Annotated in this window: 8 protein-coding genes; 3 read left to right on the plus strand and 5 right to left on the minus strand. The window is 72.6% G+C overall.

Features of this window, described 5'->3' with window-relative positions; translation table 11 throughout:
• Positions 1 to 15 precede the first annotated feature (15 nt).
• Both dksA and ACQY9S_RS19590 read right to left on the minus strand, forming a co-directional pair.
• Positions 16 to 930 (minus strand): RNA polymerase-binding protein DksA, encoded by a 915-nt coding sequence (gene dksA / locus ACQY9S_RS19585; RefSeq protein WP_428422032.1) that lies wholly within the window; start codon positions 928 to 930, stop codon positions 16 to 18.
• Between the two features lie 137 nt (positions 931 to 1,067).
• Positions 1,068 to 2,102 carry a CobW family GTP-binding protein gene (locus ACQY9S_RS19590; protein WP_428422034.1) on the minus strand — a complete coding sequence of 345 codons (1,035 nt, stop codon included), beginning with the start codon at positions 2,100 to 2,102 and terminating at the stop codon, positions 1,068 to 1,070.
• 181 nt (positions 2,103 to 2,283) lie between these two features.
• Here ACQY9S_RS19590 and ACQY9S_RS19595 point away from each other — a divergent pair, with 181 nt between their 5' ends.
• Positions 2,284 to 3,195: an HlyC/CorC family transporter gene (locus ACQY9S_RS19595; protein ID WP_428422035.1), complete on the plus strand. Its 912-nt coding sequence runs from the start codon at positions 2,284 to 2,286 to the stop codon at positions 3,193 to 3,195.
• Positions 3,196 to 3,197: 2 nt separating this feature from the next.
• Positions 3,198 to 4,763 carry an apolipoprotein N-acyltransferase gene (gene lnt, locus ACQY9S_RS19600; RefSeq protein ID WP_428425828.1) on the plus strand — a complete coding sequence of 522 codons (1,566 nt, stop codon included), beginning with the start codon at positions 3,198 to 3,200 and terminating at the stop codon, positions 4,761 to 4,763.
• Between the two features lie 462 nt (positions 4,764 to 5,225).
• On the opposite strand, the gene ACQY9S_RS19605 is transcribed toward lnt, so the two are convergent.
• From ACQY9S_RS19605 to ACQY9S_RS19615, 3 genes are all read right to left on the minus strand, one after another.
• Positions 5,226 to 8,402 carry an efflux RND transporter permease subunit gene (locus tag ACQY9S_RS19605; protein WP_428422037.1) on the minus strand — a complete coding sequence of 1,059 codons (3,177 nt, stop codon included), beginning with the start codon at positions 8,400 to 8,402 and terminating at the stop codon, positions 5,226 to 5,228.
• 161 nt (positions 8,403 to 8,563) lie between these two features.
• Positions 8,564 to 9,820 carry a hypothetical protein gene (locus ACQY9S_RS19610; protein ID WP_428422038.1) on the minus strand — a complete coding sequence of 419 codons (1,257 nt, stop codon included), beginning with the start codon at positions 9,818 to 9,820 and terminating at the stop codon, positions 8,564 to 8,566.
• Positions 9,817 to 11,256, minus strand: a complete 1,440-nt coding sequence (locus ACQY9S_RS19615; protein ID WP_428422040.1) for a TolC family protein — start codon at positions 11,254 to 11,256, stop codon at positions 9,817 to 9,819. The genes ACQY9S_RS19610 and ACQY9S_RS19615 overlap by 4 nt, the downstream gene beginning before the upstream one ends.
• Positions 11,257 to 11,482: 226 nt before the next feature.
• Between ACQY9S_RS19615 and ACQY9S_RS19620 the strand changes: the two genes are divergently transcribed.
• The gene (locus ACQY9S_RS19620; RefSeq protein WP_428422041.1) at positions 11,483 to 12,943 is read left to right on the plus strand and encodes a cytochrome P450; all 1,461 of its coding nucleotides are present in this window, start codon (positions 11,483 to 11,485) and stop codon (positions 12,941 to 12,943) included.
• The last annotated feature ends 119 nt before the right edge of the window (positions 12,944 to 13,062 follow it).

Below are 13,062 nucleotides of genomic sequence, written 5' to 3' on the forward strand. Positions count from 1 at the left end.
AAGGACGAGGATCGCTCAGTCGCCGAACATCTTCTGCTTCATCTCGCGGCGCTGTTGCGCTTCGAGCGAAAGCGTGGCGGTCGGACGTGCCAGCAGGCGGCCCAGGCCGATCGGCTCGCCGGTTTCGTCGCAGAAACCATAGTCGCCTGCCTCGATGCGGGCGATCGACTGAGAGATCTTCTTCAGCAGCTTGCGCTCGCGGTCGCGTGTGCGCAGCTCCAGCGCGTGTTCTTCCTCGATCGTGGCGCGGTCGGCCGGATCGGGCACGATGGAGGTGTCCTCACGCAGGTGTTCGGTGGTCTCGCCGGCGTTGTCGAGCAGGTCGTTGCGCTGCTGCATCAGCCGCGTGCGGAAAAATTCCAGCTGCTTCTCGTTCATGTACTCGCTGTCGGGCATCGACAGCAACTCGTCCTCGGTCAGGTCACGGCCGGCCTTCGTTTTCCAGACGTTGGCCAGTTTCGGATCGATCTTGCGCACCGGACGGGGCAGGTCGATGACGTTGCTGGGCGGCGGGCGGTTCGGCGGCGGCAGCGGCACCGAAGGCGGGTGGATGTCAACCGGGGCCGACGATGCAGGCTTGGACGCGCGCAGCCGGGTCGCCGGCTTCGCGGCGGCTTGAGGGGGGGGCGCTTTGGGAGGGGTCGGCTGGCTCACGGACGGGGCTGAGGCTTTCTTGTCAAGGGCGGCGGCCGGCTTGGCGGACGCCTTCACGGCGGGTGGGGGCGGGGCGGGTGCCCGCTTCGAATGGGCGGTGGCGGGAGCGGCAACCTTCGCGGGCGTCTTCTTCGGGGTGTCCTTCGCCGTGGGCTTGGCCGGCGCCTTCACCGACGCCTTCTTCGGCGTCTTCGCCGCAGCGGCCTTGATGGGCGGTGCCGCCGCCGCCTTCTTGGCGGCTGGGCGGGGAGCGGCTTTGGCCGGGGTTTTGCTCACAGCGGGGATCTCCTCACGGCGGCTTTACGTCTGCCTTACCCGGACATGCTGTGTCGATGCCGTGCCCGGGTCAAGCGCCGCGGATTGTAGCGACGTGGCGGCGATGCCACGGGCTGCCGCGAGCGCCTGCGCCGGCATCAGGCCAGGCATTGCTCCAGCCCCTGGATGAAGATGTCCTTCGGCAGGTCGATGCCGATGAACACCATCTTGCTGCTGCGCGTCTCACCAGGGGCCCAGGCCGGGCCGACGTCGCTGCCCATCAGCTGGTGCACGCCCTGGAAGATCACTTTCTTGTCGAAGCCCTGCACCCGCAGCACGCCCTTGTAGCGCAGCATCCGCGGGCCGTAGACGTTGACCATGGTGCCGAGGAAGTCCTCGAGCTTGGCCGGGTTGAACGGCCGGTTCGAGCGGAACACGAAGCTCTTCACGTCGTCGTCATGGGCATGGTGGTGCGAAGGGTGGTCGCAATGCTCGCCATCTTCATGATCGTGGTCGTGAGGGTGATCGTGCTCGTCGGTCTTGAGGAAGTCCGGGTCGATGTCGAGCTTGGCGTTCAGGTTGAAGCCACGCAGGTCGAACACGTCCTTCAGCGGGACCTCGCCGAAGTGCACCGCCTTCAGTGGCGCGCGCGGGTTCATGTGCTTGAGGCGGTGGATCAGCGCGTCGGTCTCGTCCTTGGCGACCAGGTCGGTCTTGGACAGGAAGATCTGGTCGGCAAAGCCCACCTGGCGGCGCGCCTCCTGCCGGTCGTCGAGTTGCTGGCCGGCGTGCTTGGCATCGACCAGCGTCAGGATCGAGTCGAGCAGGTAGCTCTCGGCAATCTCGTCGTCCATGAAGAAGGTCTGTGCGACCGGACCCGGGTCCGCCAGGCCGGTGGTTTCGATCACGATGCGGTCGAAGTCGAGCTCGCCCTTGCGGCGCTTCGCGGCCAGGTCGGTCAGCGTGGCGCGCAGATCCTCGCGGATCGTGCAGCAGATGCAGCCGTTGCTCATCTGCACGATCTGCTCCTGGCTGTCGGTCACGAGGATGTCGTTGTCGATGTTCTCCTCGCCGAACTCGTTCTCGATCACGGCGATCTTCTGGCCGTGGGCCTCGGAGAGCACGCGCTTGAGCAGGGTGGTCTTGCCGGCGCCGAGAAAGCCCGTGAGGATGGTTGCAGGTATCAGTGACATGGTGAGGACGCTCGGCGCGTGTGAGGGAACACACACACATGAGGGTGGGCGACTGTCGATCAAGGACCCGGGGCTGTCAAGCAAACCGCAGGCCCGATCAGGGACCAAGATGGTAGCTGCACCGCGAGGCCGTCATGGCGCTGGGGTATTCTTCATGGGTCTCCACTCTTGGCACCCGCCCGTGTCCGAGCCCCAACCAGGTCGACCTGCTGCGCGTGCAGGCGACAAGGCACCGCGCCACGCCGACAAGGCGGGCTACAAACGCAGCCTGTTCGAGCGCATGGTCGAGTTCCTCTCGCCCGGCCCGGACTCCAAGGACGAACTGATCGAGACGCTGGCCGACGCCGAGTTGCGCGAGCTGATCGAACCCGAGTCGCGCATCATGCTCGAGGGCGTGCTGCGCATGGCCGACATGACGGCCGGCGACGTGATGGTCGCCGCGCCCCGGATGGACCTGCTCGACATCGATGCGCCCTACGACGAGCTGCTCGAGATCGTGATCGACACCGGCCACTCGCGCTTCCCGGTCCATGACGGCGAGCGCGACAACATCATCGGCATCCTGATGGCCAAGGACCTGCTCAAGATGCACCGGGCTCCCGAGCTGAACCTGCGCGCGCTGCTGCGCCCGGCGGTGTTCGTGCCCGAGACCAAGGGCCTGAACGAGTTGCTGCGCGACTTCCGCTCCAACCGCAACCACCTGGCGATCGTGATCGACGAGTTCGGCAAGACCGCCGGACTGATCACCATCGAGGACGTGCTCGAAGAGATCGTCGGCGAGATCGAGGACGAGTTCGACGAGAAGGACCACGACTCGGGCGTGTTCACGCTGGCCGACGGCAGCCAGCGCGTGGCGGGCGATGCCGGCATCGCGGAGGTCAACACCGTGTTCGGCACCGCGCTGCCGGAAGACGACTTCGACACCATCGGCGGCCTGGTGGCCCACGAGCTGGGGCGCGTGCTGCGCCGCGGCGAGACGGTCGACGTCGGCGGCCTGCGCTTCGCCGTGATGCTGGCGCGCGGCGGCGCGGTGCGCTGGTTCAAGGTCACGCGCGCGGACGGCCCGTCGCCGGCGTCGCCGCCCGAGGCTTGAGCCTGCCGCTCGCCAAGGGTGCCGCCGGCCGGCGTCGGCCGCTGTGGGCCGAGCTGCTGCTCGCGGCGGCCGCCGGCGGCCTGCACGCCTTCTCGTTCGCACCGCAGGATGCCGGCTGGCTGCAGCTGGCCGGCGTGGTGCTGCTGGCGTGGCGCGCGGGCGCACAGGGCTCGGCCACGCGCGCGGCGCTGCTCGGGGGCGCGTTCTCGACGGCCTGGCTGGCGGGCGGCGTGTGGTGGCTGTTCATCAGCCTGCACCGCTACGGTGGTCTGCCGGCCTGGCTGGCGGTGGCGGCGATCGCGCTGCTGTGCGCCTTCCTGTCGCTCTATCTCGCGGCGGCAATGGCGGCCTGGGTGCGCTGGCGGCCCCGCAGCCCCTGGCGCGGGGCGCTGCTGTTCGCTGCGCTGTGGCTGCTGGCCGAACTGGCGCGGGGCGTCCTCTTCACCGGCTTTCCATGGGTGGCGGCCGGTTACGCGCACAGCGACAGCGCGCTGGCCGGCCTGGCGCCGTGGCTCGGCGTGTACGGCATCGGCGCGGTCTCGGCCGGCATCGCCGCGCTGGCGGCGGCGGCGCTCGTCACGGCGGGGCGGGTCCGCTGGACGCTGGCGGCCGTCGCGTTGGCCGTCTGGTGGGCGCCGCTGGCGCTGCCGCAGCGCTTTACCGAAGCCACCGGCACGCTGTCGGTCGCGCTGCTGCAGGGCAATGTGGCGCAGGACGAGAAGTTCGCGTCCGAGCGCCAGCCCGAGGACCTGGCGTGGACGCTGCGCGCGCTGATCGGGGCGCGGGCCGACCTGGTGATCGCTCCCGAAACTGCCATTCCCTTGCTGCCTTCTCAGCTGCCCGAGGGTCTGTGGGACGGCTTGCGCAACGCCTTCTCCGAGGGCGAGCGCGCGGCGCTGGTCGGCCTGCCGCTGGGCGATCCGCAGGCCGGCTATACCAACTCGGTGGCCGGCCTGTCGCGCGACGCCGCAGCGCTGCCCGGCGGCGCCTACCGCTACGACAAGCACCACCTGGTGCCGTTCGGCGAATTCATTCCGCTCGGTTTCCGCTGGTTCGTCGACCTGATGAACATGCCGCTCGGTGACTTCAACCGCGGGCCGCTGGTGGCGCCCTCGTTCGGCGTCAAGGGCGAGCGGGTGGCGCCGAACATCTGCTACGAAGACCTGTTCGGCGAGGAGCTGGCGGCGCGCTTTGCCGGCAGCGGCGACGCACCGACGATCCTGGCCAACGTCAGCAACATCGCCTGGTTCGGTGAGTCGGTCGCGATCGACCAGCACCTGCAGATCTCGCGGCTGCGCTCGCTCGAGCTGCAGCGCCCGATGCTGCGCGCCACCAACACCGGCGCCACGGTGATCATCGACCACCGCGGCCAGGTCACGCGCCGGCTCGCGCCGCACACCCGCGGCGTGCTGGAGGGGCCGGTGCAGGGCCGCAGCGGGCTGACGCCGTTCGCGTGGTGGGCCGGGCGCTTCGGGCTGTGGCCGCTGCTGCTGGCGGCGCTGGCGCTCTTCGCGGCGACCGCGCGCCGCCGCCCCCACACGGCATTGCAGTCGAACGCATCGGATTGAAGGTCGGGCCAGTGCGCGTTGCGGTGTTCGGTGTGCTGCCCAGAACGCTGAAGTCGAACGTTGGCGCGGGCGCCGCGCCGGGTCGCTGTGTTGCGTTCATGTCCCCCGGCGTCGGCCTCACGGCCGCCCCCTCCTCCTCTACTTCACTCCACACAGCAACCCGTCCCAGCGCTGCCACCACCGCGGCCGGCGGGTCTTGACGGCCTGTGCAAGCGGTGATGGTGAGTGCTGGCGAGGGCGTCGGGTGAGCGGCGTAGCGAAGTTAAGGAGGAGGGAGCGGCCGTGAGGCCGGCACCGGGGGACATGAGCGGAGTCGCTCGCCCGGCGGCCTCGTCAGCAATGCGCGGTACGTGCAGGAAGCCGGCCCGATGACGCCTCGAACCTCAACACCCCACGCGCACGAACGGCTGCAAGGAGCCCAAAGACGCCGGGTGATTTGACAGGTTCGAATGCGAGTCGGTATCAGTCGCCTGACTGCGCGCGCGCCGCGAAGCGCCCGAAGCGCAGCAGCACCGTCGGCAGCACCAGCAGGTTCAGCAGCGTCGAGCTGACCAGGCCGCCGACGATCATCGTCGCCATCGGGCCCTCGATCTCGCGGCCCGGCTCGGCGCTGCCCAGCGCCAGCGGCGCCAGGCCCAGGCCCGTGACCAGCGCGGTCATCAGGATCGACGGCAGCCGCTCCAGCGCGCCCTGCAGCGCCGTCTCCAGGTTCCAGGCCCGGCCCTCGACCTCGACCAGGTGCTGGTAGTGCGACACCAGCATGATCGAATTGCGCAGCGTGATGCCGAACAGCGTGACGAAGCCGACCACCGAGCCCAGCGACAGCAGCCCGCCGGTCGCCAGCACCGCCGCCACGCCGCCGATCAGCGCGAACGGCAGGTTCACGAACACCAGCGCCAGGTGGCGCACCGAGCCGAAGGCCAGCAGCAGCAGCGCCGCCACGCCCAGCGCGGCCAGCAGCGAGACGCGCAGCAGCTCGTCACGCGCTGCGCGCTGGGCCTGGGCCTTGCTCAGCACCTCGGCATGGTGGCCGGTGCTGACCAGGCCGGGCTGGGCCAGGCGCTGCTCCAGCTGGGTGACCAGGGTTTCGCCATCGAAGCCGCGCGCGACGTTGGCGGTCACGGTCTGCACCCGGCGCCCGCCGTCGCGCAGGATCTTCGCGCGGCCCTGCAGCATCTCGACATCGGCCACGTCGCGCAGCTCGATCGCCGTTCCCAGCGGCGTGGCGAGCGGCAGCCGCGCGACCGCGCTCGCCTCGCGGCGCTCGCCAGGCGGCAGCACCAGCACCAGCGGCGTGGCGGCGTCGCCCTGGTGCAGGCGCCCGACCTCCAGGCCCTCGTAGGCGATCTGCACCGCGTCCATCACCACGCCGGCGCTCAGCCCGTGGTGCGCCAGGCGGTCGGCGCGCAGCCGCAGGCCGAGCTGCGGCGTGCCGGGCGGTGCCAGCAGCTGCACGTCGAGCGCGCCGGGCAGCGAGGCCAGCAGGCGCGCGACGGCCTCGCTGTCGCGCTCCAGCGCATCGAGGTCGCGGCCGTAGAGGTTGACCACCACGTCGGCCGGGAAGCCGCTGACCGTCTCGCCGATGCGCTCGGTGAGGAAGGTGTTGACGCTGAACTGCAGGCCGGCGAAGCCCGCCTGCGCGCCGTCGGCATCGTGCAGGCCGGCCGGCGAGGTCTCGCCTGCCAGCGTGCTGCGGATCGCGGCCAGCAGGCGCCGCTGTTCGTCGCCCGAGACCTGTCCGACCTCGACCTCCAGCTCGCTGTAGTGCGGCCCGAAGGTGTCGGCGCCGTTCTCGGCCCGGCCCACCCACTGCGCGACCGAGCGCACACCGGGGACCCCCAGCAGCGCGCCGGACACCTTCTCGCCCAGCCGCAGCGATTCGTCCAGCGACGTGCCCGGCACCGCGGCCATGTGCACGATGTAGTGGCCCTCCTTCAGCGGCGGGATGAACTCGCTGCGAAACAGCGGCAGTGCGCCGATGCCGACCACCATCAGCGTGCCGACCGCGACCAGCACGCCGCGCGCGCGCTGCTCCACCGCCAGCAGCAGGCGGCCGTAGCGCGGCTTCAGCCAGGCCACCAGCGGCGGGTCGCCCGCGGGCAGCCGGCTCCTCGCTAGCAGCAACAGCGACAAGGCCGGCGTGACCGTCAGCGCGACCACCAGCGACGCCAGGATCGCGGCGATGTAGGCCAGGCCCAGCGGCGCGAACAGCTTGCCCGCCACGCCCGACAGCGTGAGCAGCGGCAGGAAGGCCAGCGCGACGATGAAGGTGGCATAGACCACCGAGGAGCGCACCTCCATCGACGCGTCGACCACCACCTGCGCCACCGGCCGCGGCGTGGCGAGCAGCCGGTTCTCGCGCAGGCGGCGGTAGATGTTCTCGCAGTCGATGATCGCGTCGTCGACCACCTCGCCGAGCGCGATCGCCAGCCCGCCCAGCACCATGATGTTCAGGCTGGTGCCCAGGCCCTGCATCACCACCACCGCGGCCACCAGCGACAGCGGGATCGCCAGCGCCGACACGACCGCGGTGCGCACGTTGTAGAGAAAGCCGAACAGCACCACCACCACCAGCAGTGCGCCGATCATCACGTCGCGCTGCACGTTGCCGACCGCCGTCTCGATGAAGCTGGCCGGTCGAAACAGGTCGCGGTGCAGCGTGGCGTCCGACTGCGCCAGCACCGGCGCGATGCGGTCGAGCGCGCGGTCCAGCGCGATCGTCGTGTCGCGCGTGTTCGCGCCGAGCTGGCCCTGCACCAGCAGGAAGACACCGGGCTTGCCATCGATCAGCGCCGCGTTGATGCGCGGCGCGCCACCCGGCGCCACGCGCGCCACATCGCGCAGCAGCAGCGGTGCGCCGCCGCTCGAGCCCGGCCGGACCACCGCATGTCCCAGTTCCTCGGCCACCGCGTCCGCGTCGCTGCCACGCGCCAGGCCCGGCGGCTCGATGCCCAGCCCGATGCGCTGGTTGGCAGATTCCACGAAGCCGGCCGCGCGCACGCCGGTGGCTTCGCGCGCGGCGGCGGCCAGTTCGCCGAGCGACAGCCCCGCGCGCGCCAGCCGGGCCGGCTCGACCTGGATCTGCCACTGCGCTCGCTCGCCGCCGAACACGTTGACGTCGGCCACGCCGGTGGTGGCCAGCAGGTGCGGGCGCAGCGTGCGGTCGACCAGGGTGCGCAGCGCCGGGCCGTCGAGCGTGTCGGACGTGAGCCCCACGCCCAGCACCGTGCTGGCCGACGAGGTGAGCGGCGTCAGGGTCGGCGTGATGCCCGGCGGCAGCTCCACCGCGGCCTGTGCCAGCCGTTCCGCGACGTTCTGGCGGTGGCGGTGGATGTCGGTGCCGTCGGTGAAGACGACGGTGACCACCGACAGGCCCGGGATCGACTGCGAGCGCAGCGACTGCAGGCCCTCCAGGCCCTGGATCGCGCGCTCGATCGGTTGCGTCACCAGCGCTTCCACCCACGGCGCGGTGAGCCCCGGCGACTCGGTCTGGATCACCACCTGCGTCGGCGAGAACTCCGGGAACACGTCGAGGCTCGCGCCCAGCATCCGGGTGACGCCGTAGCCCAGCAGCGCCAGCGCCAGCGCCACCGTGAGGCCTGCATGCCGGACCGAGAAGCGGATGACCGACGAGATCATCGGTCAGTCGCCGCCGGGCCGCCCCAAGGCGGCTGAGCGCACCCCCGGGGGGGCAGGAGCGAAGCGACGTGGAGGCTGGCATGCAGCCGCCGGGCCGCCCCAAGGCGACTGAGCGCACCCCCGGGGGGCAGGAGCGAAGCGACGTGGGGGCCGGCACATCCCTAGTCGTCGTTCTCGTTGCGGATCTGGAACTTCAGTTCCTCCGACAGCAGCACCTGGGCGCCGCGCACGACCACCGCGTCGTCCTCGGCGAAGCCCGGCAGGAACCACTGCTCGCCGATCCGGCGGGCGTGCGGCACGGCGCGGCGCTGGAACGAATGGGTGTCGTCGGCCGCGGCAGCGGGGGCCGGCGGCGCCGATGCCGGAACCGCCGCCGGCAGGGACGCGGCACCCGCGGCGGTCGGCCGGTCGTCGTCATCGCCGTCGCGCGGCCTCGTGGCCTTCGGGGCGGCCGCGGGCATCCCCCCGCCGGACGCCGGCGGTGACACGTCCTGCGGCTCGTTGGTCTCGTCGATGTAGATCCAGGGCTGACCGGTGTGCCACACCACGGCCGAGGCCGGCACCAGCACGCCGGTCTGCTGGCGCGCACCCGCACCGTGCAGCTGCCCGGAGAGCCGCTGGCCCGGCACCAGGCCGCTGCCCTGGGTGCGGAACAACAGGCTGCGGCCGCCGCCGGACTCGCCCGTGGCGCCCGCGCCGCTGGCCCCCAGCGGCGCGGCGGCCAGCGGCTCCTTGCGGCCCGCCAGGCTCAGCATCAGCCGCGCGCCCGGTGGCACGGCGGCGTCGCCGCGCAGCATGGCGCGCAGCAGCACGTCGCGGCCCGACGCCAGCCGCGCAACGGGGCCGGGGCCGTCGCCGTCGAGTTCGCGCGTGAGCGCCGGCCCCCAGGCCGCCAGTGCGCTGTCGTGCAGCGCGGCCAGCTGGGCCTGCGCGGCCCGCGCGCGCGCGGCGTCGGTCGCGGCCTGCGCGGTGGCGGCCTCGAGCGCGCGCTGCGACGCGTTGTGGTCGTCGTCGTACAAGGCCTGCACGCGCTGGCGCTCGGCGGCGCTGGCGGCGGCCTGCGCGCGGGCGCCCTCGGCCTCGTGGCGCGCGGCGCGCAGCCGGCCCTGCAGCTCGGCCAGCGGCTGGGCGTCGAGCACCAGCACCGGCACGTCGGTCTCGGCGCCGAACTCGGCCGGCTCCGGCGCCGCCACCTCGATGCCGACGTTGCGCCGCGCCGCGGCGCTCAGGCGCACCGTCGGCACGCCGTTCACGTCGATCGCGGCCGGCGCCTTGGCGAGCGACTCTTCGTCGTCGCCCAGATGCTTCGCGGTGGCGAGCAGGTATTCGTCGCGACCGAAGTAGACGCCGGCCCAGCCGACGAGCACCAGCAGCACGGTCTGCGCGATCAGCAGCCTGACGAGGGCGGGGCGGGTCATGGCAGCGAGGGTGTGGCGTGGGCCGGATCGGCGAATTGCGCGCGGCGCTCGCCGCCCGGGGCGAGGTTCGTGCCATCGAGCGGGCGCTGCACCGCGTCCTCGAGCGAGCCCAGCGCGGCCCAGCTCGCGGCCTGCGCCTCGACGGCCTGGCGCTGCGACTCGGCCTCGGCCAGGCGCGCGGTCAGCAGCTCCACCCGGTCGGCATCACCGGCCTGCAGGCGGCGCTGCGCGCGTTCGGCGAAGCGCTGCGCAGCCGCCCAGCGCGCCTGCGCTTGCCGGCGCTGCGCGTCGGCGGCGTCGAGCGCCTGCCGTGCAGCGTCGAGCGTGGCGATGGCGCCGACCTGCAGCGCACCGCAGCGCGCCGCTTCGAGTTCGCGTTGCGCGCGGGCCTGCTCGATCGGTGCCTGGTTGCGCCCGCCCGGCGGCAGGCTCAGTGCCAGGCCCAGCGACCAGCGGTTGTCGCCCTGGTCCCAGGCATACCCCGGCTTCAGCACGATCTCGGGCCACTGCTTCGCCAGCTCGGCCCGCAGCGACGCATCGGCGGCGGCGTAGCGGGCCAGCGCGGCGCGCACGTCGAGGCGGTTCACCAAGGCCTCGCGCTGCAGGGCCGCGGCGGGGGCCGACGGCGGTTCGCGTTCGAGATCGTCGAAGCGCAGCGTCAACGCGTCGAACTGCTCGACGGGCAGGCCGACGGCCGCGGCCAGCGCGAGCCGTGCACGGGCCAATGCATCTCGCGCCTGCGCCGCCTGGCGGGCCGCCTCGGCCTCGGCGTCGACTGCGAGCAGGTGCTCGCGCGCGTCGGCGGCGCCGTGCGCCAGGCGCGCGGCCTGCGCTGCGGAGATGTCGCGCCGGAGCTGCCAGGCCGTGTCGCTGGCCTGGGCCCGCCGGCCGGCGAAGAACAGTTCGCGGTGGCCCGAGCGCACGCGCTGGCGCACCTGCCACGCGGTCTGGGCCGCGAGCTGCCCGGCCTCGAGCGCCAGCGCATCGGCGGCATCGGCCTGCGCGGTGCGGCGCGACTGTCCGGTGACCACGGCATCGAAGACCACGCCCAGGCTCCAGGGCGACGAACTCGCGCCGTCGGCGCTGTGGTGCTCCAGGCCGAACTCGACGGCACTGCCGGCGCGCTGCCGTGCCGTGCCGCGGGCGGCTTCGGCGCCCTGCAGTTCGGCGCGCGCCACGGCGAGGTCGGGGTGGCGCGCGATCGCCAGGGCGGTCAGTGCCTCCAGGTCCCAGGCCGGCAGCGGCCAGCGGCCGGTGTCCACGCCCTGCTGCGCCAGCGACTCGCGCAGCGCCGCATCGTCGACCCCGCTCGCCAGCCACGCGGCCTGAAAGCCTGCGGGATCGACAGCCCGCGGCTCGTAGGTCTGCACCGCGCAGCCTGCCAGCGCGGCGGCAAGCCAGGGCAGGAGACGAGTGCGAAGAAGGGCAGGGGTCACGATGGCGCAGCGGTGCAAGGCCGCAGCATCCTAGCCGGGTCGCGCAGCAGCCACACGAGAAGCACATGCTGCGATGCGGCATCGAAGGCATCGACCCGCAGCGACGATCGCAGCGGCAAGGGGCGAGCGGCCGGCGACCATGGTGAGCTTCGGAGGCACGTCGGCGGGGTCGGCACCGGGTCCGTTTCGCGGACACTGTCGGCTCGAGGGCTGTCAGGAGATGCGCATGCCGACCGATGCCGACGCCGTTGCCGGAGCCCGATGCCCCGGCGGCTCGATCCACCGGCAGGTGGCCGATCTGCCGGGGCCGCGTGGCTGGCCGCTGGTCGGCAACCTGCTGCAGTTCGAGCTGCCGCGCCTACACCAGCAGTTCGAGGCCTGGGCCGATCGCTATGGCCCGACCTACCGCCTGCGCGTCGGCCGGCGCGACGTGCTGGTCGTCTCCGATGCCGGGGTGATCGCTGCCGCGCTGCGCGACCGGCCCGACACCTGGCGGCGCATGCGGCCGATCGAGGCGGTGATCCGCGAGACCGGCGGCCACGGCGTGTTCTCCGCCGAGGGCGAGGACTGGCGGCGCCAGCGCCGGCTGGTGATGAGTGCCTTCGACCCCGGCCACCTGAAGCGCTTCTACCCCTCGCTGCTGCGGGTGACCGAGCGGCTGATGGCGTCGTGGCGCGAGGCCGCGCGGCGCGGCGAGCCTGTCGACCTGCAGGCCTCGCTGATGCGCTACACGGTCGACGTGACCGCCGGCCTGGCCTTCGGCGCCGACATCAACACCATCGACGCGCGCTACCCGCTGCAGGATCACCTGGACAAGCTGTTCCCGATGCTGTTCCGCCGCATCAACCTGCCTTTTCCCTACTGGCGCTACGTCAGGTTGCCGATCGACCGCGAGCACGACCGCCACCTCGTCCACGTGCACGAAGCGGTGCGCGGCTTCATCCGTGCCGCCCGGCAGCGCCTGCAGGACGAGCCCTCGCGGCGCGAGCGCCCGGCCGACCTGCTGGAAGCGATGCTGGCCGCGCGTGACGCCGACGGCAGCGTGCTGACCGAGGAAGAAGTGGCCGGCAACGTGCTGACCGTGCTGCTCGCCGGCGAGGACACCACCGCCAACACCCTGAGCTGGGCGATCTGGCTGCTGCACGAGCATCCCGCCGACTGGCAGGCGCTCGTCGACGAGGTGGACGCCGCGCTCGGCGACGCGCTGCTGCCGCCGAGCTTCGATGCGGCGCGCGGCTTCGACACGATCGAGGCCGGTGTCAGCGAGGCGATGCGCCTCAAGCCGGTGGCGCCGCTCATTTTCCTGGAAGCCAACCGCGAGACTGCCCTGGCCGGCTTCCACCTGCCGCCCGGCGCCGTGGTGTTCTGCCTGATGCGCCGCGCGGCGCTCGACGCCCGACTGGCCGAGGACGTGGCGGACTTCCGGCCGGGCCGCTGGCGCGCCGGCGCGGCGGGCCCGGAGCGCGCCGTCCAGAAGGCGTCGATGCCCTTCGGCGCCGGGCCGCGCCTGTGCCCGGGCCGCTACCTCGCGCTGCTGGAGATGAAGATGGTGCTGGCGATGCTGGCGCGCAACTTCGAGCTGCGCTCCGTCGGCACCGCGAGCGGCGCTCCGCCGCGGGAGCGCCTGGCCTTCACGATGTTCCCGGTCGGCCTGGAGATGCGGCTGGCCGAGCGCCGGCCGCGCTGAGCGAGCGGGCGGACCAGCCCGCGCGCGACAGGCGACCCGCTGCCGCCGGCCGCACAGGCGCCACCTAGAATCCGGGCTCCGGTCCGGCGCCCGCGCGCTGCGGCCCCCTCTTCCCCACA

The organism is Methylibium sp., assembly GCF_965279545.1.
Lineage (GTDB): Bacteria > Pseudomonadota > Gammaproteobacteria > Burkholderiales > Burkholderiaceae_C > Methylibium.